This is a genomic window from Streptomyces sp. MNU76, from assembly GCF_020982545.1.
GTDB lineage: Bacteria > Actinomycetota > Actinomycetes > Streptomycetales > Streptomycetaceae > Streptomyces.
Genome location: NZ_JAJKLK010000003.1, coordinates 1,116,623 through 1,141,677, shown reverse-complemented (window position 1 = coordinate 1,141,677; position 25,055 = coordinate 1,116,623). Strand labels below are relative to the sequence as shown.

At 71.1% G+C, this 25,055-nt stretch carries 21 protein-coding genes and 2 pseudogenes; 15 read left to right on the top strand and 8 right to left on the bottom strand.

Translation table 11 applies throughout. The annotated features are described in order from the left end of the window. The first annotated feature begins 552 nt into the window (after positions 1–552). Genes E4N62_RS11395 through E4N62_RS11380 form a run of 4 tightly spaced genes read left to right on the top strand, consistent with a single transcriptional unit; the run spans position 553 to position 3,885 of the window. A complete protein-coding gene (locus E4N62_RS11395; protein WP_230213769.1) occupies positions 553–1,521 on the top strand; it encodes an ABC transporter substrate-binding protein in 969 nt (322 codons plus the stop codon). Next, positions 1,518–2,291 (top strand): ABC transporter permease, encoded by a 774-nt coding sequence (locus E4N62_RS11390; RefSeq protein WP_230213768.1) that lies wholly within the window; start codon positions 1,518–1,520, stop codon positions 2,289–2,291. Before E4N62_RS11395 ends, E4N62_RS11390 begins: the two co-directional genes overlap by 4 nt. Next, positions 2,288–3,064, top strand: a complete 777-nt coding sequence (locus tag E4N62_RS11385) for an ABC transporter permease (RefSeq protein ID WP_230213767.1) — start codon at positions 2,288–2,290, stop codon at positions 3,062–3,064. The genes E4N62_RS11390 and E4N62_RS11385 overlap by 4 nt, the downstream gene beginning before the upstream one ends. Positions 3,065–3,090: 26 nt before the next feature. Next, complete coding sequence (locus E4N62_RS11380; RefSeq protein ID WP_230213766.1) at positions 3,091–3,885, top strand: ABC transporter ATP-binding protein; 795 nt, start codon at positions 3,091–3,093, stop codon at positions 3,883–3,885. A 52-nt stretch (positions 3,886–3,937) separates the two neighbouring features. On the opposite strand, the pseudogene E4N62_RS11375 reads toward E4N62_RS11380, so the two are convergent. Continuing rightward, positions 3,938–4,620: pseudogene (locus E4N62_RS11375) on the bottom strand (hypothetical protein). A 274-nt stretch (positions 4,621–4,894) separates the two neighbouring features. Between E4N62_RS11375 and E4N62_RS11370 the strand changes: the two are divergent. From E4N62_RS11370 to E4N62_RS11350, 5 genes are all read left to right on the top strand, one after another. Further along, complete coding sequence (locus tag E4N62_RS11370; RefSeq protein WP_045556747.1) at positions 4,895–5,551, top strand: helix-turn-helix transcriptional regulator; 657 nt, start codon at positions 4,895–4,897, stop codon at positions 5,549–5,551. Positions 5,552–5,582: 31 nt separating this feature from the next. Continuing rightward, a complete protein-coding gene (locus E4N62_RS11365; protein ID WP_230214094.1) occupies positions 5,583–6,113 on the top strand; it encodes a toxin-antitoxin system, toxin component in 531 nt (176 codons plus the stop codon). A gap of 45 nt (positions 6,114–6,158) precedes the next feature. Beyond that, positions 6,159–7,367 carry an MAB_1171c family putative transporter gene (locus E4N62_RS11360; RefSeq protein WP_184901836.1) on the top strand — a complete coding sequence of 403 codons (1,209 nt, stop codon included), beginning with the start codon at positions 6,159–6,161 and terminating at the stop codon, positions 7,365–7,367. Next, positions 7,351–8,778, top strand: a complete 1,428-nt coding sequence (locus tag E4N62_RS11355; RefSeq protein ID WP_230213764.1) for an FAD-dependent monooxygenase — start codon at positions 7,351–7,353, stop codon at positions 8,776–8,778. The genes E4N62_RS11360 and E4N62_RS11355 overlap by 17 nt, the downstream gene beginning before the upstream one ends. A gap of 120 nt (positions 8,779–8,898) precedes the next feature. After that, the gene (locus E4N62_RS11350; protein WP_230213763.1) at positions 8,899–9,126 is read left to right on the top strand and encodes a hypothetical protein; all 228 of its coding nucleotides are present in this window, start codon (positions 8,899–8,901) and stop codon (positions 9,124–9,126) included. Between the two features lie 246 nt (positions 9,127–9,372). Here E4N62_RS11350 and E4N62_RS11345 read toward each other — a convergent pair whose 3' ends face one another. The 3 genes from E4N62_RS11345 to E4N62_RS11335 are packed head-to-tail and all read right to left on the bottom strand — an operon-like array spanning position 9,373 to position 11,922. Then, positions 9,373–10,356 carry a polyprenyl synthetase family protein gene (locus E4N62_RS11345; RefSeq protein WP_230213762.1) on the bottom strand — a complete coding sequence of 328 codons (984 nt, stop codon included), beginning with the start codon at positions 10,354–10,356 and terminating at the stop codon, positions 9,373–9,375. Beyond that, positions 10,353–11,066 carry a 4'-phosphopantetheinyl transferase superfamily protein gene (locus E4N62_RS11340; protein WP_230213761.1) on the bottom strand — a complete coding sequence of 238 codons (714 nt, stop codon included), beginning with the start codon at positions 11,064–11,066 and terminating at the stop codon, positions 10,353–10,355. Before E4N62_RS11340 ends, E4N62_RS11345 begins: the two co-directional genes overlap by 4 nt. After that, positions 11,011–11,922 (bottom strand): metallophosphoesterase, encoded by a 912-nt coding sequence (locus E4N62_RS11335; protein ID WP_230213760.1) that lies wholly within the window; start codon positions 11,920–11,922, stop codon positions 11,011–11,013. Before E4N62_RS11335 ends, E4N62_RS11340 begins: the two co-directional genes overlap by 56 nt. Positions 11,923–12,287: 365 nt before the next feature. On the opposite strand from E4N62_RS11335, the gene E4N62_RS11330 reads away from it, so the two are divergent. Continuing rightward, positions 12,288–13,469 (top strand): ATP-grasp domain-containing protein, encoded by a 1,182-nt coding sequence (locus E4N62_RS11330; protein ID WP_230213759.1) that lies wholly within the window; start codon positions 12,288–12,290, stop codon positions 13,467–13,469. 162 nt (positions 13,470–13,631) lie between these two features. On the opposite strand, the gene E4N62_RS11325 is transcribed toward E4N62_RS11330, so the two are convergent. From E4N62_RS11325 to E4N62_RS11315, 3 genes are all read right to left on the bottom strand, one after another. Further along, the gene (locus tag E4N62_RS11325; RefSeq protein ID WP_230213758.1) at positions 13,632–16,679 is read right to left on the bottom strand and encodes a glycoside hydrolase family 38 C-terminal domain-containing protein; all 3,048 of its coding nucleotides are present in this window, start codon (positions 16,677–16,679) and stop codon (positions 13,632–13,634) included. Positions 16,680–16,790: 111 nt separating this feature from the next. Continuing rightward, positions 16,791–18,131: a 6-phospho-beta-glucosidase gene (locus E4N62_RS11320; RefSeq protein ID WP_230213757.1), complete on the bottom strand. Its 1,341-nt coding sequence runs from the start codon at positions 18,129–18,131 to the stop codon at positions 16,791–16,793. Between the two features lie 364 nt (positions 18,132–18,495). Beyond that, entirely contained in the window at positions 18,496–19,245 is a 750-nt protein-coding gene (locus E4N62_RS11315) for a DeoR/GlpR family DNA-binding transcription regulator (protein WP_230213756.1), read from the bottom strand. 150 nt (positions 19,246–19,395) lie between these two features. On the opposite strand from E4N62_RS11315, the gene E4N62_RS11310 reads away from it, so the two are divergent. From E4N62_RS11310 to E4N62_RS11290, 5 genes and pseudogenes are all read left to right on the top strand, one after another. Then, complete coding sequence (locus tag E4N62_RS11310; RefSeq protein WP_230213755.1) at positions 19,396–20,436, top strand: carbohydrate kinase family protein; 1,041 nt, start codon at positions 19,396–19,398, stop codon at positions 20,434–20,436. 33 nt (positions 20,437–20,469) lie between these two features. Beyond that, positions 20,470–21,750: an ABC transporter substrate-binding protein gene (locus E4N62_RS11305; protein WP_230213754.1), complete on the top strand. Its 1,281-nt coding sequence runs from the start codon at positions 20,470–20,472 to the stop codon at positions 21,748–21,750. Between the two features lie 124 nt (positions 21,751–21,874). After that, entirely contained in the window at positions 21,875–22,759 is an 885-nt protein-coding gene (locus E4N62_RS11300; protein ID WP_230214093.1) for a carbohydrate ABC transporter permease, read from the top strand. Continuing rightward, entirely contained in the window at positions 22,756–23,649 is an 894-nt protein-coding gene (locus E4N62_RS11295) for a carbohydrate ABC transporter permease (RefSeq protein WP_230213753.1), read from the top strand. The genes E4N62_RS11300 and E4N62_RS11295 overlap by 4 nt, the downstream gene beginning before the upstream one ends. Positions 23,650–23,760: 111 nt before the next feature. After that, a pseudogene (locus tag E4N62_RS11290) lies at positions 23,761–24,504 on the top strand (alkaline phosphatase family protein); the annotation flags it as partial. 164 nt (positions 24,505–24,668) lie between these two features. Here E4N62_RS11290 and E4N62_RS11285 read toward each other — a convergent pair. Next, a complete protein-coding gene (locus E4N62_RS11285; protein WP_230214118.1) occupies positions 24,669–24,863 on the bottom strand; it encodes a hypothetical protein in 195 nt (64 codons plus the stop codon). Between the last annotated feature and the right edge of the window lie 192 nt (positions 24,864–25,055).

Below are 25,055 nucleotides of genomic sequence, written 5' to 3'. Positions count from 1 at the left end.
CGTGATCCGATCCCGGGAGGCCGGTTCCCTCCCGCCCTGGCCAGGTGGGGACGGACAGAGGGCGACGGAGAAGCCCCAGACCTTCTCTCCGGAGGAAAGGGGGCTCCGCACTCCCCCAGCCACCGCTGGGGGTGCCCCCAGGCTCCGTTCCCGGCGTCCCGGATCGCCCGCTGACGGCAGCCCGAACAGTGGTCGGCGGAGGTGAGGCGTCGGTGCGGGATGCTTCGCGTCGAGGGCCCGGTTGATCGCGAGTCCCCGCTCGAAGGACCGGACGACATGCGCTTCGCGGGCCGCGCCCAACCGGTCTCGACCGGGCATCGTCGCCTCCTGGCGGACACACGGAGACGCCCGGCACGTGCGCTCCGTACGCACGGCGGTGCGCCTCATACACACGGTGGTGCGCTCTGCGCACGCCAGGACTCTTGCAAAAACGTCAACGACCTTGCACAGCGGGGGCATTGACCCGCTCGCACCGACCCTCTACGTTCGCGCTGTGCACTGCCGTGCGGTCCACGCACACGTTGCCGAGCAACTGTCCCACTAGGGGGAGCCATGCGTCGTCTGCCCATCGGCCTCGCGGCCGGCGCTCTGTTTCTGGCCGCCACGGGCTGCGGTTCGTCCGACTCCTCGGGGTCGAGCGGGGCCGGCGCGTCCGGCAGTACCACCACCCTCAAGGTCGGCATCATTCCCATCCTGGATGTCGCTCCCGTCTACCTGGGCCAGAAGAAGGGCTTCTACGCCGAGCGCGGCCTGAAGCTGGAGCTGACGCCCGCTCAGGGTGGGGCCGCGATCGTGCCCGGTGTGATCTCCGGCCAGTTCCAGTTCGGGTTCAGCAACACGACGTCATTGCTGGTCGCCCAGTCCAAGAACGTGCCTGTCAAGGTCGTGGCCAACGGTGTGGCATCCACTGCCGAGAAGGGTGCCGACTTCTGCGGCATCACGGTGAAGAAGGACAGCCCCGTCAAGTCCCCCGACCAACTGGAGGGCAAGAAGGTCGCGGTCAACACGCTCAACAACATCTGTGACACCTCCATCAGGGAGTCGATCCGCAAGGCGGGCGGCGACCCGTCGAAGGTCGAGTTCGTCGAGATGCCCTTCGACCAGATGCCCGCCGCGCTCGACAAGGGCCAGGTCGACGGGGCCTGCACCCCGGAGCCCGCGCTGGCCACCGTCAAGGCGGCCGGCGGCCGGTCCATCGCGTCGAACTTCTTCGACGTGGACCCGAACCTCACCGTGGCCATGTACTTCACCTCCCAGCAGTACGCCCAGAAGAACCCGGAGCTGGTGAAGAAGTTCCAGGAGGCGACCGTCGAGTCCCTCGAGTACGCCGACAGCCACCCCGACGAGGTCCGCGAGATCCTCACCACGTACACGAAGATCCCGAGCGCCCTGCGGGACAAGCTGACCCTGCCCCACTTCCCCGCGGAACCCGACCGCCCCTCCATCGAGCGGCTGGCCGAACTGGGCGTGCAGGACGGCCTGTTCGACAAGGCCCCGGACCTGGACAAGCTGCTTCCGTGAGGACGGGCAACACCGCGCTGGGCGCGGCCGGCCTCGTGGGGTTCCTCGTGCTGTGGGAGGCGGTCCCCCGGGTCGGCGTCGTCAGGGACGCCTACTTCCCGCCGGTCAGCCGGGTCGCCGGCGCCCTCGGCACCGAGTTCGCCGACGAGGCGTTCTGGACGGCGCTCGGCGACACCCTCACCGGCTGGGCGGTCGGGCTGCTGATCGCCGTCACCGCCGGGATCCTGGTGGGGATCGTCATCGCCGTCGTGCCGTATCTGCGCGAGGCGACATCCTCCACGATCGAGTTCCTGCGCCCGATCCCCTCGGTCGCGCTGATCCCGCTGGCGGTCCTGCTGTACGGCAGCGAACTGCGGTCGGTGCTGGTGCTGGTGGTCTACGCGTCCTTCTGGCAGGTCCTGATCCAGACCCTGTACGGCGTCCAGGACGTCGACCCGGTCGCCGAGGAGACCGCCCGCTCCTACGGCCTCGGTACGTGGGCGCGGATCCGCCATGTGCTGTGGCCCACCGCCCTGCCGTACGTCATGACCGGCGTCAGGCTGGCCGCGGCGGTGGCGCTCATCCTGGCCGTGACCGCCGAACTGGTCATCGGAGCGCCGGGGTTGGGGCAGCGCATCGCGGTCGCGCAGACCTCGCAGGCGGTGCCGGAGATGTACGCCCTGGTGGTGGTCACCGGGCTGCTGGGGCTGCTCATCAACGTGGGGGCGCGGACGGTGGAGCGGCGGGCGCTGGCCTGGCACCAGTCGGTGCGCGGGGAGGTGGCGGCGTGAGCCGTGCACTGCTGCGACCGCTGTTCGTCGTCGCCCTCCCCCTCGTCCTGGTCACGGTCTGGTGGTTCGCGTCGGCGGGCAGCACCGATGTGTACTGGCCGCCGCTGCGCACGATCCTCGCCACCTTCCCGGACGTCTGGACGGCCGAGCGGCTGCGCGCCGACGTCCTGCCCAGCCTGCTGCGCCTGACCGCCGGGTACGCCCTGGCGGCGGTCGTCGGTGTGGCGCTCGGCACGGTCATCGGCACCCACCAGCGGGTGCGGGCGGTCTGCGAACCGGTCCTGGAGTTCCTGCGGGCGGTGCCGCCGCCCGTCCTCGTCCCGGTCATCATGCTGTTCGCGGGCATCGGCGACACGATGAAGATCGCCGTGATCGCGAGCGGCTGTGTCTGGCCGATCCTGCTCAACACGGTCGAGGGCGTCCGCGCTGTGGACTCCGTGATGTCCGAGACGGCCAGGTCGTACGGCATCACGGGCGCGGCGCGGCTGCGGAACGTCGTGCTGCGCTCGGCGAGCCCGCAGATCTTCGCCGGGCTGCGCCAGGCGCTGTCCATCGGCATCATCCTCATGGTCATCAGCGAGATGACCGCGGCCAGCAACGGACTGGGCTACACCATCGTCCAGTTCCAGCGCGGTTTCGCCATCCCCGACATGTGGACCGGCATTCTCGTCCTCGGCCTGCTGGGGTTCCTGCTGTCCGTCGTCTTCCGGCTGGTCGAGCGGCGCGTGCTCGGCTGGTACCACGGTCAGCGCGCGTCCTCCCGGCGGTCGTAGTGAAACTCGAGAAGGAGCAGCGGGCGATGCACGCCTTGCTTGACGTAGCGGGCCTGAAGAAGGTCTACGAGGGTTCCGGGCGCCGCGTGGAGGCGGTGCGGGACCTCACCTTCACCGTCGACGCCGGCGAACTGGTGTGTCTGGTGGGCCCGTCGGGCTGCGGCAAGACGACCCTGCTGAAGTGCGTGGCGGGGCTGCTGAGGCCGACGGCGGGTGAAGTCCGCCTGGCGGGAGAGCCGGTGGAGGGGCCGCCGCCGGGCATGGCGGTCGTCTTCCAGGAGTACGGGCGCAGCCTCTTCCCCTGGATGCGGGTCCGCGACAATGTCGAACTTCCGCTCAAGCAGAAGAAGTTGATCCGGGAGCGGCGGTGGGGTCTGGTCGAGGACGCGCTCGCCTCGGTCGGTCTGTCCGACGCCGCCGGGGCGTACCCGTGGCAGTTGTCCGGCGGGATGCAGCAGCGGGTCGCCATCGCCCGCGCGCTGGCGTACGAGCCGGACGTCCTGTTGATGGACGAGCCGTTCGCGGCGGTCGACGCCCAGACCCGCGCCGACCTGGAGGATCTCGTGCGGGGTCTGTGGCGGAAGCGCGGGATCACGATCCTCTTCGTCACCCACGACATCGACGAGGCCGTCTACCTGGGCGAACGTGTCCTGATCCTGTCCGCCTCCCCCACGGTCGTCCAGGAGCAGCTGAAGGTCGATCTCCCCGCCGAGCGTGACCAGTTGCACACCCGCGTGGCCCCGCGCTTCGCGGAACTGCGCACCCATGTGTACGAGCAGATCCAGGCGGCCAAACGGGGGACCGCGCTGGAGAAGGATTGACCTCCGGCGCCGTCGGCGACCTGAACGCCGGCGGCGCCGGAGGGGGTGCGGCTCACCTCTCCGGGGAGGGCACCACGCTCAGGTGGGTCGATGCGGGTCGGCGGGGCGGCGGGCCCTGCGGGCGTGGTCGGTCGGACGGTTCACCTCGTGCAGGACGAGGGTCATCCGGTGGTAGCCGAGGTCGTGGAGGGTGTCGGGGCTCTCTCCGACGACCCGGCAGTGGGTCGCGCCCCACCGCGGGTCCGGGTGGACCAGGGGCCGGACGGCGCCGTCGTGCCGGACGGCGCCGGGGCCGACGGTGCGGAGCCAGTGCGGCAGGCCGTGGCGGTAGGCGGCGTCCATGATGGGGTCCTGGGCGATGTCCCGGCGGATGGACTGCAGGCCCCGGTCCTGGGGGTGGCGCTCCACGGCGGCGGCGAAGTGGGCGAGCATCGGCAGACACCAACTGGACTCGTGGTCACCGAGAACGGTGGCGGCGTCCGGGTGGAAGAGCACGAAGCGGAGGAAGTTGTCGTCCGGCAGGGCCGTCGGGTGGGGCCCCACTCCGGTGAAGAGCGCGCGGAACGCGGCGTTGCTCAGGACGACGTCCCAGCGGTGGTCGAGGACGACGGACGGGAACAGGACGGAGTCCAGCAGTACGGCGTAGTCCTGGAGATACGCCTGCGCTTCCTGGGCTTCGGACGTGTCGGGGACGGGCCGCGGTACCGACCGCTGCCCTCCTGCCTGATATGCCATCGGGAGGTCACCCCTCTTGCCTATGCGGCCTTCACACGGCTCCTTGATCCTCCTGCCCCGGGCGGAGGCGTGTCAACTATCGTGGCATTCGGCGCCGGTTGACGGCTGAATCTCGCCACAGTTGTGGCGAGACCTGGATGTGAGTTCGACCGAACCGCTAGTCTCCCCGCAGTTCACGGTGTACTTGCCGGGACCAGGGTCTCGCGCCAGGCTTGGATCCACGGATTCCGCAGTACCGCGAAATTGGCCTGAGAGAGACGTAGGAGATCTGTCGGTGACGGATGGCTTCGAGGTTCCGGACGCCGCGGCGACGGTTCTGCTGCCGGCCGTCGTGGCCCGTGTCACCGCGCTGGCGGACAAGTTGCGCGTGGGGCACGCGGAGGTCTTCGACACCCGGCGGCTCTCGGTGGCCTCGGGTGTGCCGGAGGCGGTCGTGAAGGCCCTGCTGAGCGGTCGGCGCGCCGGTGAGCCGGACGTCCAGGCCCGCTTTCTGCAACGCCTCGACCTGCTGCGACGCACCCGGCTCAAGCCCAACGGCCGCAAGTACACCCAGCAGGAGATCGCCGACGGCGCGGGCATGTCGCGCCAGCAGGCGGGTGCCCTGATCAACGGCGATCGGCGTCCCACGATGGAGCACTGCGACGCCATCCAGCGCTTCTTCAGGGTCCACGCCGGCTTCCTGACCGCCGAGGATCCCGAGGCGCTGGCGAGCGCCCTGATGCGGACCGAGCAGGAGCTCCTCCAGCAACTCGCCGACCGCGAGCGCGCGGCGGCCGAGGCCGCGGACGACCCGTTGCAGCGGCTGCTCCAGAACCACGGTGTGCGTTCCATCGCCTGGCGGGCGGCGCAGCTGCCCACCGACCAGCACCGCGACAAGGTCGCGGAATGGTTGGACATGCTGCTGGAGAGCGTCAAGCGGCCCGAGTCCTGACCGGGGGAGATCTGTGAGCATCGGAAGGGAAATGCGCCGTCTGTGCGGCGAGTTGGTCGGCGAAATCACCCTGTCGGCACCGGCGGACCCCGCCGATCTCTACAGCGCCCTGTGCGACGCCATGAGCAGACGCCGCGGCCGCCCCGTCCACTACCGCACCGCCGCCTTCCCGCCCGGTACGGCGAGTGGGCTGTGGCTGGACATGGCCGAGCAGGACCTGGTCGTCATCGAGGAACGCACCGCGCCCGACCACCAGTTGGTGATCCTCGGTCACGAACTGTGGCACATGCAGGCCGGGCACTGCGGACAGCACGTGGACGGCGCCGCCGTCGCCGCGCGCTTATTGAGCCAGGGCGCCGATCTCGAGGAGACCGTGCTGAGGGTCGTCGCCCGGACCCGGTTCGACCTGTCCGACGAGCAGGACGCGGAGAGCTTCGGACTGTTGCTGGCCAGCAAGTGCCGTATGTGGCTGGCCGGTTCGGCGCTGCGCGGGCCGGTGCGCCGGGACCACCTGGCCGGCCGCATCGGGGCCTCGCTCGGCTACCGCGGGCCGCAGGGCTGAGCGGCACGGACGCCCAGACGCCGAGACGCCGAGAATTCCGAAGACATGGACGGGTCCAGCTACTACATTCCGGCCATCGCGATGACGATAGCCCTCGCCCTCAAGACGCCCGCGCTGCTGCGGAACTGGGGCGATCCCCTGATCAGGTCCGTGTGCGCGCTGATGACTCTGGCCGCCCTGGTCTTCTGCTTCGCCGCGCCGCCGACGATCATCGAGCTGAACCGCGTCACGGGCGTCACGAACGTCTCGGCCGCCGTCGTCTATCTGCTGCTGAGCGCGTTCAGCGGCTCCTGCCTGGTACTGATCACCAACTGGCGTGGCGGCCCGCCGGAGACGACCCGGCGCCTCTCGCGCCGCTGGATCGCCGGGTACGGCGCGGTGTGCGTGGCGATCGTGGTGCTGTTCGTGCTCGGCGAGGCCCCCGTGGAGCGGGTGCGGGACTTCGACACGTACTACGCGGGCGCCCCGTTCCTGCGCGAGATGATCGTGCTGTACCTGACCGGGTTCATGGTCGCGGGGCTCGCGATGAACGTGATGTGCTGGCGCTGGGCGCTCCAGGTGCGCGGCTGGCTGCGTGCGGGGCTGCTGATCATCGCGTTCGGTTTCCTGCTCAACGTCCCGTTCGCGGCGGTCAAGCTGATCGCCGTGGTGGCCCGCTGGCAGGGCGGCGACCTGGACTATCTGAGCACGTACGTGGCGCCCGTGCTGTCGTCCGTCGGCGCGCAGGTCTGCGCGGTCGGCTTCTGTCTGCCGCTGGCCGGGGAACGCCTCGGGGACTCCTGGACCATCTGGTCCATGTACCGCCGGCTCGGCCCGCTGTGGCGGGAGTTGCGCCCCGTCTGGGCCCAGGCGAGCCACGAGGTGCGGATCTCCTGGTGGGCGCCGGCCCGGCTCCAGATGACACAGCGCGAGTCCGACATCCACGACGGCATGCTCAGCCTGTACCCGTACTTCGACGCCGAAGTGCGGGCCAAGGCGTACGACGCGGCCGTCGCGTCGGGTTCGGAGCCCGTCCAGGCGCGGGCCGAGGCCGACGCGGCGATGGTGACGGCGGCGGTGCGGGCGAAGGCGGACGATCCGGAGGGCCGGGTCATCAGCTCGGCCCCGGCCGACGCCCCGGCCCCGCCGGCCGAGAACCCCCGTGACCTCGTGCGGATGTCCATCGCCCTGCGTCAGTCACCCGTCGTAGCGGCCGCCCGCGAATGGGCCGCCGCGACCAGGTCAGGAAGCGACTTCCATGAGCGAACCCCTTAGCGGCCCGCGCGACGGCGCGGCCACGACTCCCCGGCGTGCCGTCGTCGTCGGCGCGGGCCTGGCCGGTCTGCTGGCCGCCGCCGCGCTGCGTGACCACGCCGAGGTCACCGTCGTCGAACGCGACGCACTGACCGAGGGACCCGAACCCCGCAAGGGCGTGCCCCAGGCCCGGCACGCCCATCTGCTCTGGTCGGGCGGGGCCCGGGCGATGGAGGAGCTGCTGCCGGGTGTCACCGACGCCTGGCTGGCCGCGGGTGCCCGGCGCATCCCGCTGCCGACCGGGCTGGTGGGCCTGTCTCCGCAGGGTTGGGTGCGCCGCTGGCCGGAGATGGAGTTCATGATCGCGTGCAGCCGCGATCTGCTGGAGTCGGTCGTCCGCGCACGGCTCGTGGCCGACCCCCGTGTGACCGTGCTGGACCGCACCGAGATCGTGGGCCTGGCGGGCGACGCCTCCCGGGTGACGGGCATCCGGCTCTCCTCCGCCGACGGCGAGGACCGGGTCCTCACCGCCGATCTGGTGGTGGACGCCGCCGGGCGCGGTTCGCGGGGCACGGCCTGGCTCGACGCGCTCGGGGTCGCGCCCGCGCCGATGGACGAGGTCGACTCCGGTCTCGTGTACGCGAGCCGGGTCTTCCGGGCGCCGGCGGGCACCGAGGAGTACCCGGTGGTCAATGTGCAGCCGGACGGGTCGCAGCCGGTGCCGGGGCGGAGCGCGACGCTCGTGCCCATCGAGGGCGGGCGGTGGCTGGTGACGCTGTCGGGCACCCGAGGCGGTCAACCGACGGCGCGGTCCGAGGAGTTCGAGCCGTTCGCCCGGGACGACGTCCGGCACCCCGTCGTGGGCGAGCTGATCTCCCGCGCCGAGCCCCTGACGGACGTCGTGGTCACCCGCAGCACGATCAACCGGCGCCGCTTCTTCGAGAAGGTGTCCGGCTGGCCCGACGGTTTCGTCGCGATCGGCGACTCGGTCGCCACGTACAACCCGATCTACGGCCACGGCATGTCCGTCGCCGCGCAGAGCGCTCTCGTACTGCGGGAACGGGTCGCCGCGCTCGGTCTCACGGCGCCGGGGCTGGCGCGCCGGGTGCAGAAGGCGGTGGCGAAGCCGGTGGGCCTGGCCTGGGAGCTGGCCACCGGCACGGACATCCGGTACCCGGAGGCCATCGGCAAACGGCCGAACGCGGCGCAGAGGCTCTTCGGGCGTTACGTGGAGCGGCTGATGCGGACCGCGCTCGGCCGGCCCCTGGTCTTCCGGGCGTACCTCGGCGTGATCACCCTCACCGCGCCGATCGGCGCCCTGGTCCGGCCGGAGGTCGTCCTCGCGGTGCTGCGCGGCTCGGTCAACCCCCCTTTGACGGAACCACCCCTGACGGAGGATGAGCGAAGAACGGTGCTGGGAGCGGGCTCCTAGGGCGGCTTCCGCGCGCGGGAGAGCGGGATTGTCAGTGGTGGACGGCAAGCTGGGAGTGTGCCGCCCCTGTGCCGGGGCGGGCACGGAGTTTCGCCGATCCGACCAGGGGAGAGCCGTTCGATGCCGACCGCCGTACTGACCGACCGCGAGCGCGCCGCCGTGCAGGCCTATCTTCGGCTGCTGGGGACCGTACGAGCAGCGTTCGACGGGCCGCCGGACTCCCGCCGACCACCCGTGGTGCCGCCCGCCGCGCTCGCCGAGGCGGAGCAGGCACTGGCGGCGGCGGGGCTCTCGGGCAACGAGGAGGAGTTCTTCGAGCTGCTGCGGAGCTGGTGCCCGCAGGTGTGAGTGAGCGCGGGCTCCGTGTGCGGGGGCGCGGGCTCCGACGGTCCGCCGGGTGACCTCCGGCGGGCCCTCGCCGGTCCCGGTCTAGGGGGTGTTTCGAAAGTCCCGCACAGCACCCACGGCGCCCGGCACGCACTCTCGCCGCACCGGCCGAAACCCCAAGTACGTCCAGTACGAGGGCTTTCGTCCGGCACGCCGAGAGCACGCACCGGACACCGCGGGCACCGCACAGGACTTTCGAAACACCCCCTAGGGCAGCCCCACGGTCAGGCACATCCCGGCGGCCTGGTCCACCAGTTGCCGCAGGGCCGGCACATGGCTCTCGTCGCCGCCCAGTTCGTCGAGGACCCGGTGCGCGTCGTCGCGGAACGCGGCGAGGTCCCGCTCGAACCGCCGGAGCACGGCGGGGCCGAGCAGCAGTGCGCGCAACCGCGCGCGGGCCGCTGCGGAGCCGCGCGCGGCGCGCCCGAGTTCCGCGACCCGCTCCCGGGAGCCCGGGGGCGCCTCCTCCAGGGCGCAGGCGAGGAGATAGGTGACCGTGCCGTTCAGCAGGTCCTCGTCACGACCGGAGAGCAGGTCCTCCTGGTCGTTGAAGAGCTGCCAGAGGATTCCGAAGACCTCACCGAACTCCCGCCACAGTTCGGTGCGTTCGCTCCTGGCGCCGGAGAGGATCGCGGCCATCGCCGTGATCATCCCGAAGGGTGCGCCGGACTTCCCTCGATAGGCGGCCACGACCGCGTCGCGCGAGGCGTTCGCCAGGTCGCCGCGCAGATCGCGCAGTTGGCCCTCCACGGCGTCGATCCAGCAGTCGACGATCTCCCGGGTGAGGGCGCCCCGCACCGCGTCCGGCACCGGCTGGGCCTGGACGACCCTGATGGGCAGGGCCTGTCCGCTGAGGACGGACGCCAGCAGCGCCTCGTCCGTGCCGAGTCCGGCGGGGGTGTGCGCGCCGTGCCCGTCGGCCAGGTCGTCGAGGTAGCAGGCGGAGGTCCACCACAGGACGTGCACGGCCGCCAGGGGAACGGCCGGTCCCGGGGCCCCGGTCTCGCAGGCGTGCACGAGCAGGGGGAGCACGGACAGGGGGTATTTCATCCGCTGGTGGCCCAGCAGCCCGGATATGGATCGTCGGACCGCCCCGGACGACGGCCCGAGGCTCTCCAGGGCGGTGGCGATCTCCGCGTCGATCTCCGGCGCGACCTGTCTGTGCAGCTCACCATAGGACAGGGTGGTCATCCGGCGTCCTCGGTCTCGACCTCGGAGGGAAAGGGAACCGAGACCGCGGTCGCCACCAGCCCCCGCCGGACGCTCCAGCGACCGTCGAGGACGTCGAGTCGCCGGCCGGCCACCACCGGTCCCGGTACGAGGAGTTCGGCGCGGAAGCGGCCGGAGCGGCCGTCGGGGCCCACGGTCACCTCGATGTCGGCCTCCGAGAAGTCCAGCCATCGCCGGGTGAGCGGGAACCACGCCTTGTAGACGGACTCCTTGGCGCTGAAGAGCAGCCGGTCCCAGTGGACCGAGGGGTCGTCGGCGGTCAGCCGGCGCAGCCGGGTCTCCTCCGTGGGCAGGGCGATCGCCGTCAGGACGCCCTCGGGCAGGGCGTCGTGGGGTTCGGCGTCGATGCCGAGGGAGGCGAGGTCGACGGCGCGGACCAGGGCGGCGGCGGCGTATCCCTCGCAGTGGGTCATGCTGCCGGTCAGGCCGTCCGGCCAGCCGGGGGCGCCGCGCTCGCCGGGCACGATCGCCCGAGGGGCGACCCCGAGCTTCTCCATGGCCCGCCGGGCGCAGGCCCGGACGAGGGTGAACTCGCGGCGCCGCTTCGGTACCGCCCGGGCGACGACCGCCTCCTCCTCGGGGTACAGCTCGACCCCCTCGACGGCGGCGGCCTCCTCATGGGCGTGCGCCTCCACGACCACGACCGCTCCCGGGAGCAGTTCCTCGATCACCGGCTCCGACCTCCAACGGCAGAATGCGGCGCAGCCTGCCCGGGGGTTCCGGACGCGGTCGCCACTCGCGGGGGTATCCCACGGACACCTCTTCGAAGCGGACCCCGTCCAGCCAGGTGGTCCGCGGGATGTGCAGATGGCCGTAGACCATGACCTCGACGTTGAACCGCCGGTGCCAGTCGGCGGTCAGCTCGGTGCCGCACCACATGGCGAACTCGGGGTACCACAGGACGTCCGTCGGGTGCCGGTCCAGGGGGTAGTGGTTGACCAGCACCTTCGGGAGGTCGGGCGGGAGTTCGGCGAGCCTGCGTTCGGTCTCGGCGACGCGGGCGCGGCACCAGTCGTCCCGGGTCGGGTACGGGTCGGGGTGCAGCACGTGCTCGTCGGCACAGACCACTCCGGTGCCGTGCGCGTACTCCAGGCCCTCCGCCTTGGTGGCGCAGCCGTCGGGCAGGAACGAGTAGTCGTACAGGAGGAACAGCGGCGCGATCACCACCGGGCCGCCCGGCCCCTCCCACAGGGGGTACGGGTCCTCGGGGGTGACGACGCCCAGCTCCCGGCAGAGGGCGACGAGATGGTCGTACCGTTCGACGCCCCGGTACGGGACGGTCTCGCTGGGGTGGGTCCACAGTTCGTGGTTGCCCGGCACCCAGACGACCTTGGCGAACCGGTCGGCGAGGGTCGTCAGCGCCCAGCGGATGTCGGCGACGGTCTCGGAGACGTCACCGGCGACGAGCAGCCAGTCGTCGTCGCTCTCGGGGCGCATCCGCTCGACCAGGGCGCGGTTCTCGGGATAGCCGATGTGCAGATCACTGACGGCCAGCAGATTTCCGTGACGGCCGACCCTCGACTCCACCCGTGCTCCTCTCCGAACGCCGAACATCAACACGAGAACACAGGTGCGCGCCCACGGACAAGACCGACCTGCCGAGCCACGGCCCGCCGGGGCGGGGAACACCGTCGTCGCCCTGTCGGGGAACACCGCCGACTCGCCCGTGTGCGCCGCCGGCGCGCCCGTGGACCCCGCCGACCTGTCCGAAGACACCGCCGCGCGAGGATTAACACGCGCGTGACAGAAACATGGGTCCCAGTGGCCGTATGATCCGTCCTACACCACCGCCACGCCCCTCCTTCGCGTACGGCGGTTCGGCGTACCTCCATCCCCCCTGGCCGGGCACGGCCTGCTTCGCCCTGCCCGCGAACCTTGGAAAGGCGGCCTGCATGGTCTCTCGCGTACGCGTCTGGCTCAACCGCACGTACGCGGAGAATGTCTTCTTCATGGATCAGCTGCGGCATAATCCGCACGCTCGTCCGGTGGACATCCATGCCACGCACGGCGACGCCGACTCCCCCGTACTGGCCGCCGCCGACACCGCCGACCTGGAGCCCGAGGGCCTCTCCCCCGCCGCGTACGTGGAGTACGCGCTGGACCAGTGCGCCAAGCGCGGCATCGATGTCTTCGTGCCCCGGCTGCACCAGGCGGCCCTCGCCGCGCACCGCGAGGAGTTCGCCGCCGTCGGTACGGCCCTGCTGGCGCCGACCGCCGAAGCCATCGAGGTGTTCGAGGACAAGGTGACCGCGTACGAGGCGGTCCGTGAGCACGGGATTCCGGTGCCGCCGTGGTACCGGGTGACGAACGCCGACGAACTCGTCGCCGCTGTCGAGGAGTTGGAGGCCGACGGACACAGGGCGTGCTTCAAGCCGGCGTCCGGGGCGGGCGGTGTGGGCTTCCGTGTCGTCACACGCGCCCCCTTCTCGCTCGATCACCTCAGCGGTTTCCCCAGCCCGTACGTCCAGCTCGACATGGTCGTGGAGGCGGTGCGGGCGGCCGAGGAGCCCGTCGACTGGATGGTGATGCCGCGGCTGGAGCAGCCGGAGGTGTCCGTCGACTGCCTCACCGGCCCCGACGGCCGGGTCCGGATGGCCGTGGGCCGCACCAAGAACGGCCGGCGGCGCGGCTTCACGCTCCACCCGGCGTGGATCGAGCCGACGCGGCGGCTCGCGGAGCGGTTCGGGCTGCACCACCTGACGAACATCCAGTTCCGGATGTACGGCGACGAGCCGGTCCTGATGGACGTGAACACGCGCCCGGCGGGCGGGCTGCACCAGCTCGCGCTGTGCGGGATCAACGCGCCGTGGGCGGCCGTGCGGTTGGCGCTCGGCGAGGAGACGGGGGATGTGCTGCCGACTCGGCTGGGGCAGGACTACACGGTGGTGTCGGGGCCGCGGCCGGTGCGGCCGGTGTCATTGCCGCATCAGGTGGCCGAGGTGGGGGTTGCCGACGTGGCTGTGGCCGAGGTTGCCGTGGCCGAGGTGGCGGTTGCGGTGGATGCGCGCCCTGTGGCTGTGGCGCCGCCGGTGGCGTGCAAGCCGACGGTTGCCGATCGGCCGCTCGCCGTCTGAGTTCTCTCGCCCCCGCCGCCCCTACCCGTCCCATCCCCAGGGGCTGCGCGCCCCTTCGACCCCCGCGTCAAAGACTCGGGGCTCCGCCCCGGACCCCGTTCGCGCAGTTCCCCGCGCCCCTGACAGGGGCGCGGGGAACTGCGGGGGAAGCCCCACCAGGGGTCAGCGCTTGCCCACCGTCAGCCGTAGTGTCTGCACCTCGAACGGGCGCAGGGTCACCGGGACGCCGTCGCCGTCCGTGGGCGCCTCGGACAGGGGGCGTTCCAGCAGGTCGGTGATCTGGGCCCCGGCGAGCGGGAAGCCGGTGCGCAGGACGCCCCGGGCCCGGCCGCCGCTCGACTCGTAGATCCGGACCACGACGTCGCCCGAGGCGTCGTCGGCGAGCTTCACCGCCTCGACGGTGACGCCCTCGCCGTCCACGGACACGACCGGCTCGGGTGCGCCCGCCGCGTCCGCGACGCGCAGCGGCAGGTTGAGGGCGTAGCCCTCGGCGACCGCGTCCTCGATGCTCGCGCCGGGGAGGAGGGAGTACGTGAACCGGTGCTTGCCCTGGTCGGCCTCGGGGTCCGGGATGCGCGGGGCGCGGACCAGGCTGAGGCGGACCGTGGTGGTCGTACCGCCGTCCTCGCGGACCGTGCGGGAGACGTCGTGGCCGTAGGTCGAGTCGTTGATGACCGCGACGCCGTAGCCGGGTTCGCCGACATGCACCCAGCGGTGGCCGGAGACCTCGAAGCGGGCCGCCTCCCAGCTGGTGTTGGTGTGGGTGGGGCGCTGGATGTGGCCGAACTGGATCTCGGCGGAGGAGTGGGCGGCGCGGACGTCGATCGGGAAGCCTGCCTTGAGGAACTTCTCGGCCTCGTGCCAGTCGATGTCCGTCTCGAAGTCGATCCGGGGGCTGCCTGCGCGCAGGGTGATCGTCTGGGTGAGACGCGAGCCCTTGCCGAAGGTCCGTTCCACGCGGATCGCGCCGAGGAGGGGGTTCTCCTCGACCACGGTGATCGACTCGGGGTCCAGCAGGTCCGTGTAGCGGTTCTTGTAGTGCTTGTCGACGTCCCAGGCGTCCCAGTAGTTGGGGAGGTCGGTGTGCAGGCGGAGCAGGTTGCCCTTGTCGCCGAGGACTTCGCGGTCGGCGACCAGGTCGCGGACGGAGGCGAGGGTGCCGTCCTCGGCGATCTCCACCCGGACCAGGCCGTTGTCGAGGACGCGGCCGGAGACGGTGACGGGGTGCGGGGGCTCGGCGGCGGTGAGGGGCGCGCTGCCGTTCGCGGGGACGGTGACGTACGCCGGTGCGCCCGCGGATGTGCGGATCACCTCGGCCCGGTCACGCGGGCTGGTGTTGAAGACGCGCGCGTCACCGGCGCCGAGCGCGGCGACCGCTTCCGTCGTCAGCTCCTCCAGCTCCTTCGCGACCCTCGCGTACTCCGCCTCCGCCTCGCGGTGCACCCAGGCGATGGACGAGCCCGGCAGGATGTCGTGGAACTGGTGGAGGAGGACCGTCTTCCAGAGGCGGTCGAGCTTGTCGTGGGGGTAGCTGTACTGCGGCGCGTGGAGCGCGGCCGTCGTCGCCCACAGCTCCGCCTCGCGCAGCTTGTGCTCGCTGCGGCGGTTGCCCTGCTTGGTGCGGGCCTGGGAGGTGTAGGTGGCGCGGTGGAGTTCGAGGTACAGCTCGCCGTTCCAGACGGGGGCGTCCTCGTACTCGGCGCGGGCCTTGGCGAAGAACTCGTCGGGGTGTTCGACGACGACCTTCGGGGAGCCTTCGAGGTCGGCCAGCCGACGGGCGCGTTCCATGATCTCGCGGGTGGGGCCGCCACCGCCGTCGCCCCAGCCGAACGGGGCCAGCGAGCGCGTACCGGCGCCCTTCTCCTGGTAGTTGCGGACCGCGCGGTCCATCTCCTCGCCGCTGAAGCGGGCGTTGTAGGTGTCGACCGGCGGGAAGTGGGTGAAGATGCGGGTGCCGTCGATGCCCTCCCACCAGAACGTGTGGTGGGGGAAGCGGTTGGTCTGGTTCCAGGAGATCTTCTGGGTGAGGAACCACTCGTTGCCGGCGAGCTTGGCGAGCTGCGGGTAGGAGGCGTTGTAGCCGAAGGAGTCCGGGAGCCAGACGCCCTTGGTCTCGATGCCGAAGTGCTCGATGAAGAACCGCTTGCCGTGGACCAGTTGGCGGGCGATGGCCTCGCCGCCGGGCAGGTTGCCGTCGGACTCGACCCACATGCCGCCGACCGGTACCCACTGGCCCTTGTCGACGGCCTTCTTGATCCGCTCCCACACCTGCGGGTAGTTGTCGCGCACCCACTCGTACTGCACGGCCTGCGAGCAGGCGAAGATGAAGTCCTCGTACTCGTCGGCCAGCGCGGTGACGTTGGAGAAGGTGCGGGAGGTCTTGCGCTTGGTCTCGCGGATCGGCCACAGCCAGGCCGAGTCGATGTGGGCGTGGCCGACGCCGGAGATGGTGTGGGCGCTGGCGTGGGCGGGCTTGGCGAGGACCGGGGCGAGGATCTCGCGGACGGCCGTGGCGCTGCCGGAGACGTCGTCGAGGTCGACGGCGTCCATGGCCCGGTCCAGGGCGTGCAGGATCTCGTGGCGGCGGGGCTCGTGCTCGCCGAGGTGGACCATCAGCTCGCGCAGCACCTGCAGGTCCAGGTCGAGGTGGAAGACCTCCTCGTCCAGGACGGCGATGTCGGCGCGCCGGAAGGTGTAGAGCGGCTTGTCGCCGGCGGTGAGGATGTCGCCGAGCGGGGTGATCCTGGAGAAGTTGTCGGCGAGGATGTCGGGGTTGGAGGCCGCCTCGACCAGGTAGTCGATGCTCTCGCCGCCGCGTACGGGGTTGCCGATCGGCACGTACTGGTTGAGCGGGTTGACCGCCTTCAGCGGGGTGCCGTCGACGAGGTGGACCAGGGCCTCGGCCTGGTTGCCGGGCCAGTCGCCGACGAAGCCGAGGTCGATGACGGCCTCGACGCGGCGGCCCGCCCACTCTGCGGGGACCTGTCCGCGCATCCGGAACCAGGTGGTGCCCCACGGCGGGCCCCAGGGGGTGTCCATCGCGAACGGGGCGTACGAGGCGGCGGCGGCCTCCTCGAAGGGCACGGGCTCGCCCGGCGCCTGCCAGGCCTCGACCTCGAAGGGGACGGAGGCCGCGTAGAGGGCGGGCTTGATGCGTTGGGTGTGGACGCGCTCTACGCGTTCCTCGATCCGGCGGCGTTCGTCATGCATGAGGTCTCCAGAGAGGGTGGTGCGGGAGCGGGTGGAGCAGGTGCGGGTGGTGCGGGAGCGAGTGGAGGTGCGGGAGCAGACGGGTCGGGAAAGCGCTTTCTGAGGGGGAGCCTACTTCAGGTACCCGAGGCCAGGGTGCACGGCCGTGTAGCCCTCGACCAGACGGCGGGCGACGTTGACCGAGTCCACCAGGGGGTGCAGGGCGAAGGCCTTCACCGCCGTCGCGCGGGAAGCCGCCTCGGCCGCCGCCAGGACCTCGCGCTCGACGGCCTTGACCGCGCAGACCAGCCCGGTGGCGTGGTCGGGCAGGGGGGCGACGGAGACGGGGTGGGCGCCGTTGGCGTCGACCAGGCAGGGCACCTCGATGACGGCCTCGGTGTCGAGGGTGGTGAGGGTGCCCTTGTTGCGGACGTTGAGGATGAGGGTGGTGCGCTCGTCGCGGGCGATGGCCCGCATCAGGGCGAGGGCGACCTTCTCGTAGCCGCCGGAGAGGTCGTCGGCGTCGCGTTCGCCGGCGCCGGCCGTCTCCCGGTTCTCCGCCATGTAGGTGGCCTCGCGCTCGGCGCGGGTGCGGTCCCAGGCCTTGAGGGCGTGGGCGTCGGGGCGGCGCATCTCCTCGTAGAAATGGGCCTGTTGTTCCTTCAGGAAGGCGCCGCGGGTCTTCTCGACGGCCTGGTAGGCGCGGACGGCCTCACGGTTGAAGTAGTAGTAGTGCAGGTACTCGTTGGGGATCGCGCCGAGGGACTGGAGCCAGTCGACGCCGAAGAGCTTGCCCTCCTCGAAGGAGCCGAGCAGGTCGCGGTCGGCGAGGAGGCGGGGCAGCTCGTCGCGGCCGACGACGTGCAGGCCCCGGACCCAGCCGAGGTGGTTGAGGCCGACGTAGTCGATCCAGGCCTCCTTGGGGTTCGTCACCCCGAGGACGCGGGCGATCCGGCGGCCGAGGCCGACGGGTGAGTCGCAGATGCCGATGACGCGGTCGCCGAGGTGGCGGGACATGGCCTCGGTGACCAGGCCCGCCGGGTTGGTGAAGTTGATGAGCCAGGCGTCCGGGGCGAGCCGGGCCACGCGCCGGGCGATGTCCACGGCGACCGGGACGGTGCGCAGGCCGTAGGCGATGCCACCCGCGCCGACGGTCTCCTGACCGAGGACCCCTTCGGCCAGGGCCACGCGCTCGTCGTTCGCGCGGCCCTCCAGGCCGCCGACCCGGATCGCGGAGAAGATGAAGTCGGCGCCGCGCAGGGCCTCGTCGAGGTCGGTGGTGGCGCTCACCTCGGGGGCGTCGGGGACATCCGCGGCCTGCTCGGCGAGGACGCGGGTGACGGCGGAGAGCCGCTCGGCGTCCAGGTCGTGCAGGACGACACGGGTGACCCGGCCCTCGGCGCGGTCCCCGAGGAGCGCCCCGTACACGAGGGGCACCCGGAATCCTCCGCCGCCCAGAATCGTCAGCTTCACTCAACTACCACCTTTGCCGATCGTGCGTTCGTGCGGGCCGTCCGGCCTGCCCCCTCGACCCCCGTGGGCGGGTTCGGTGGGGGCGTCCCACGCGATTCCCCGCACCCCGAAGAAGCGGGGCCGCGCCCCGGCTCCCTCGGCCCGCGGGGACCGTGTCCCTCAGGGGCGGGGAACCGCGCGGGACGCCCCTCCCACCCGTACCCGACGACACGCCCCCTCTTGCCGGCTCGGTCCGAACCGTTCGGCCGGACCGTTCGCCCGGGCCGTTCGTTCGGGCCGTCCGTCCGGACCGTCCGTCCGGGCCGTTCCGCCACCGTGCGCGGAGGCGTCCGACACGTGTCAACCGCGCCGCGCGGGAGGGCGGTCACGGTGTGACCACTTCGACACCCGCATCCTCCAACGACGCGCGGGTGGCCTGCTCCACCGGCCCGTTGGTGACGACCACGTCGAGTTCCCTGGGGCCGCAGACCTTCGCCATGCCCGTCCCGGGGAACTTCGCGGAGTCGGCGAGCAGGACGACCCTGTCGCTCGCCCTGATCATCGCGCGTTTGACGGGGACCTCGACGACGGTCGTGTCCATCACCTGTCCGCCGGGGCGAACTCCACTCGTACCGAGGAAGAGCCAGTCGGCGTGGAGTTGACGGAGGTTGTCCTCGGTGAGGAAACCGACGAGGGAACGGTACTCGCGGCGGACCATGCCGCCGAGCAGCACCAGTTCGATGCCCTCGTCGTCGGCCAGCTCCTCGTAGACCACCAGGTTGCTGGTGATCACGGTGAGGCGGCGGCCGTGCAACTGCCGGGCCAGGCGGTAGGCGGTGGTCCCGATGTCCAGGAGCACGGACTGGCCGTCGTGGACCATCGACGCGGCCTTCGCCGCTATCGCGTCCTTCTCGGCCACCCGCACCTCGGCGACCTCGGCGAAGGGCTGGTCGCCCTCGTCCACGACCGCGCCGCCGTGCACCCGGGTGAGCAGCCCCTCCTCCTCCAGCCGGACGAGGTCACGCCGGATGGTGGCGGGGCTCACACCGAGCTGTTCGGACAGGTCGGTGACCGCCGCCGGCCCGCCAGATCGCAGGGCCCGCAGGATGAGTTGGTGTCGTCTCTCTGCCAGCACGCGCTGAACAGTACTCGTCATTCGCAAGCAAATCCATGCTCACTTCTGCTCGACTCTTGCCAAACCTCTCGGAGGCGCGCACGATCTGTGCACCGAAATTGAAGACTTTTGAAGAGTGATCCTCAAAAGTCTCGACGAGAGGGTGCACGCGTGGACGACGACCGGCCCGATGTGCTGCTGACCGGGCTGCTCTTCTACGACCTCGTTCTCACGGGGCTGGGAAAGCCGCCCACCCCCGGCGAGGAGATCTGGACCGACGGCATGGGCTGCGGTCCTGGCGGCATCGCCAACCTGGCGGTGGCCACCGCCCGTTTCGGCCTGCGGACCTCGCTGGCCACGGTCTTCGGCGACGACTACTACGGCGCTTACTGCCGTGACGTCCTCGCCGGCCAGGAGAACGTCGACCTCTCCCTCTCGCGCACCGCTGACGGCTGGCACACCCCCGTCACCGTCTCCCTCGCCCACGGTCACGACCGGGCCCTGGTCACCCACGGCCAGGAACCGCCGTACTCGCAGGACGTCCTGATGGGCGACCCGCCCGAGTCGCGCACCGCGCTCGTGCACATCGAGGCCGAGCCGCGCGAGTGGCTCGCCAAGGCCGCCGCGAACGGCACGCTCATCTACGCGGACGTCGGCTGGGACCCCACCCAGCGGTGGTCGCGCGCCCTGCTCGACCAACTCGCCCTGTGCCACGCCTTCCTCCCCAACGAGACCGAGGCGATGGCCTACACCCGCACCGACAGCGCGGCCGCCGCGCTCGGCACCCTGAGCGAGCTGGTCCCGGTGGCGGTGGTCACCCGCGGCGGCGAGGGGGCGGTCGCGGTGGACCAGACGACCGGGGAGTACGCGGAGGTCCCGGCCCTGGACGTCGACGTGCTCGACGCGACGGGCGCCGGCGACGTCTTCGGCGCGAGCTTCGTCGCCGCCTCCCTCGCCGGCTGGCCCCTGACGGAACGGCTGCGGTTCGCCGTCCTGTCCGCCGGACTCTCCGTCGGCCACCACGGCGGAGGTCTCGCCGCGCCCGGCTGGTACGGCGTCGAGCGCTGGTGGCGCTCGCTGACCGATCCCGGTCTGAAGAAGGCCTACGGCTTCCTCGCGGACCGCATCCCGGCCGACGTCGGCCCACCGGTGCACTTCGCCCCGGTCACCCCGCCCGCTCGGCCCCCAAGACCCCACGCACCAAAGCCCTGAAGTACCACGAACAGGAACAAACAGGAGTAACCCGTGGACCTTTCTCGTAGAGGCTTCCTCCAGGCTGCCGTGTTCACCGCGGCGGCCTCCGGACTGACCGTCGCCTGTGGCGGCGGCTCGGAATCCGGCGGCACCAAGGACGGCAAGAACCTCACCCTGTGGTACTGGGGCGGCGCCCTCAGCGACAAGGTGGTCGCCGAGGCCAAGACGCACTTCAAGAGCCAGATCAAGCTGACCAGTTCCTCCATCGGCGGCGACTTCAAGCAGAAGCTCACCACCACGCTCGCGGCGGGCGGCTCCTCCGTCCCGGACATCACCGGCATCAAGGGCGAGGACATCGCCTCCTTCCTGCCCAACGCCGACCGCTTCCTCGACCTGAACGACCTGGGCTTCAAGAAGATCTCCTCCCAGTACCTGGAGTGGAAGACCAAGCTCGCCCAGACCGAGGACGGCAAGCAGATCGGTTTCCCGATCGACATCGGCCCCACCGCGCTCTTCTACCGCGCCGACCAGTTCGAGAAGGCCGGACTGCCCAGCGACCCGGCGAAGGTCGCCGCCGAGGCCAAGACCTGGGACGACTACTTCGCGCTCGGCACGGAGCTGAAGAAGGCGCTGCCCGGGACCTTCCTCATCAACAACATGGGCTCGGTCTTCAGCATCGCGGTCGGCCAGGGCACCAAGCGGTTCATCGACCAGGACAACCACTTCATCGGCGACCAGGACCACATCCGCGCCGCGTGGGACCACGCGATACGCGCCTACACGCTCGGCCTCGACGCCAAGATCAACGACCAGAGCTGGAACGCGGCCGTCGGCAAGAGCCTGACCACCGAGGTCGGCGCCGCGTGGCACGCACTGGACATCCAGTCGGCGGCCCCCGGGACCAAGGGCAAGTGGCGGGTCACGGCGACCCCGGGCGGACCGGCCAACCAGGGCGGCTCCTATCTGACCCTGCCCAAGCAGTGCCGGAACCCCGAAGAGGCGTTCAAGATCATCAGCTGGATCCTCAGCCCGGAGAACAACGCCAAGAGCTTCGCCGACGCCACCATCTTCCCCGCCTCCCCGGAGACGTACGCGATGCCGGCGATGACCGGCCCCGACGCCTTCTTCGGCGGCCAGAAGATCATCGAGGTCTTCGGCCCGGCCGCCGAGGCCATCCCCGTCAGCTACGAGGCGCCCGCCGACTCCGCCGTGATGGCCCCCTTCATGGCCGAGCTGACCAGCATCGAGGCCAAGGGCAAGAAGCCCGACGACGCCTGGAACGACGCGGTCTCCCAGGCCAAGCAGATCGCCAGGCGACAGGGGGTGAAGTGAGGTGTCGTCACCTCCGGTGACCGGCCCCGCCACGGTGCCCGAGCACCGTGGCGGGCCGGGCCCGGCCCGCTTCCGCCCGCGGCGCACCCCGCCCGCGGGCGTCGCGCGGCCCACTCGTCGTGGGGTGCTGTCCTACTGGCGGCAGTACCTGGCGATCTCGCCCTTCTATCTGATCTTCCTGGTCTTCTCGTTCGTCCCCGTCTTCTACTCGCTGTACCTGTCCTTCCAGCGCTACGACGGCCTGGGCACCAAGGAGTTCGTGGGCCTCCAGCAGTTCGAGTTCCTGTGGAGCGACCCGGTCTTCTGGCTGTCCATCCGCAACACCCTGATCATCTGGGTCCTGTCGACCGTCCCCACGCTCTTCGGCGCGCTGGTGCTGGCGACGCTGCTGCATTCGGTGCGCCGCTTCAAGGGCTTCTACCGCATCGCCCTCTACGTGCCGAACGTGACGTCGATCGTCGCCGTGGCGATCTTCTTCGGCGCGGTGTTCAGCAACGACTTCGGCCTGGTCAACGCGATCCTCGGCACGGTCGGCATCTCCCCCGTGCCGTGGCTGAGCAACCCGTGGCTGATCAAGGTGGTCATCGCGCTGCTGATGACCTGGATGTGGACCGGCTACAACATGATCATCTACCTGGCCGGCCTCCAGGCCATCCCGCAGTCGGTCTACGAGGCGGCCAGGATGGACGGCGCCGGACCGATCCGCACGTTCTTCCAGATCACCATCCCGATCATGCGGCCGATCATCCTGTTCACCGTCGTCATCTCGACCATCAACGGTCTGCAGAGCTTCAGCGAACCCCAGGTCCTCTTCGCCAGCAACGCCGCCAACCAGAACCTCGGCGGTCCGGGCCAGGCGGGTCTGACCACACTGCTCTACTTCTACCAATCGGCCTTCCTCGACAACGACTACGGCTACGGCGCGGCCATCGTGTGGGCCTTCTTCGTACTGATCATCGTGCTCGTCGTCATCAACTGGCGCATCGTGCAACGAGGGAGGAAGCCATGACGACAGCCGTCACGCCACGGCCGGCGACGGCCGCGGGCAAGGAGCCGGCCCCCGGCGCGAAGCGGCCGCGCCGCCCCAAGGGCCCGTCCGCGCACGTCTTCCTGATCCTCGCCGTCGTGATCTCGGTCTTCCCGTTCCTGTGGACGATCGTGATGGCGACCAACACCACCCGGGACATCTACAAGAGCCCGCCGAAGCTGACCTTCGGCTCGCATCTGCTGGAGAACATCCGGGGTGTGCTCGACACGGTCGACTTCTTCGGCTCGATGCTCAACACGATCGTCATCGCGTCCGTCACCACGGTCCTGGTGCTGTTCGTCGACTCCCTGGCGGCCTTCGCCTTCGCCAAGTTCGAGTTCCCCGGGCGCCGGATCCTCTTCGCCACGCTCCTGGTGTTCATGATGCTGCCGCTCCAGCTCGCCGTCCTGCCGCAGTTCATCCTGATGTCGGAGATCGGCTGGGTCGGCATGCTCAAGGCACTGGTGTGGCCCGCCCTCTCCAACGCCTTCGGCATCTTCTGGCTGCGCCAGTACATCGAGAACGGGGTGCCCGACGAACTGCTGGACGCGGCCCGGATCGACGGCGCCGGGTTCTTCCGGCAGTACTGGAACGTCGCCCTGCCGATGATCAGGCCCGCGATGTCCTTCCTGGCCATCTACGCCTTCGTCGGTGCCTGGAACGACTACGTCTGGCCGCTCATCGTGCTCACCAACCCCGAGCACGTCACGCTCCAGGTTGAGCTGGCCCAGCTCAACGTCGGCCACAACACCAACTACAGCATGGTGATGGCCGGTGTGCTGATGGCGTCCCTCCCGCTGGTGATCGTCTTCGCCGTCTTCGCGCGGGGCTTCATCGCGGGGGCCACCGAGGGCGCGGTCCAGGGCAGTTGAACCGCGGGGCAGGGGCAGGTGGGGCCGATGTCGGGACGGAGGGGCGCGGTGACGGACACCGGGAGCGCGACGACCGTGCGGCCGGGGCGCGGCAAGGTGCTGGTGGTGGGCATGGACGGGGTGCGCTACGACCGGCTCGTCCGCTCCTCGGCCACGGCGCCCGTACTGCACGGCCTGATGGTCACCGGCGCCCACGGCAGCGGTCTGCTGCCCTACGGCGAGGTGGACGGCCAGGCCGAGGGCGGGCCGTCCACCAGCATGGCCTACACCGACTCCGGTCCCGGCTGGTCGAGCGTGCTGACCGGGGTGTGGCCCGACCGGCACGGGGTCACCGGCAACGACTTCGCGGGCGCCGACTACGTCCGTCACCCCGACTTCCTCAGCCGGGCCGCCGCCGCGCGACCCGGTCTGCGTACGGCGGCCGCGGTGTCCTGGCCGGAGCTGATCGACCGCGGCACGCTGGGGCCCGGCGTCGGCGAACGCGCGCGGTACGACGGGGAGTCCGACGGTTACGAGCAGGCGGACCGGCTCGTCGCCGACACCGCCGTGCGCTGGCTCTCCGAGGGCGACCCGGACGCGCTGTTCGTGTACTTCGGCGCCACCGACGAGGCCGGTCACGCCACGGGGCCGCTCGGCCCGGCGTACGACCGGGCGCTTCTCGCCCAGGACGCCCACCTCGGGCGACTGCTGGACGCGATCGCCGCCCGACACCGCGACCCCGCACGCGCCGACGAGCACTGGACGGTCTTGGTCACCACCGACCACGGACACCTGGACACCGGCGGCCACGGAGGCGACACCCACGCGGAACGCGAGATCTTCGTCGTCCTCGCGGAACTGGGAACGGGGGTCGGGCCGGGGGCTGCCGCTGAGCCGACGAGGGCCGTGGAGCCGGGGACGGCCGATGCGGGCAGCGCGGGCAGGACGAGCGGCAAGCCCGGTACGGACGGTCCGGCCGGCCAGGATGGTCCGGGCGGCCCGGGTGATCCGAGCGGCCCGGGTGATCCAGACGGCGCGCCCTACGCGAACAGCACAGGCAGCGCGCACAGCACGGACGGCACGCACGGCCCGGACGGCGCGGACAGCACTGGCGGCACGGCCACCACGCACAGCCTGAGCGGCACGCACAGACCCAGCCCCACGCACAGCACGCACAGCACAGCCGACGCGCACAACATCGGCGGCACGCACAGCCCGCACAGCGTGACCGGCACGTACAGTCCCGGTCGCACGGTCGGCGCGGACGGCGGCCCCGCACCCCGAACCCCCGGCGGCACCCGCTGGGCTCGCCCGCTCTCGTCGACATCGCGCCCACCGTGCTGGACCGGCTCGGCGTCGGTGTCGACCCCGACTGGGGGCTGGCGGGCCGGGTGCTGCCCCGCCGGCCGCAGCCCCTCCCCTCCCTC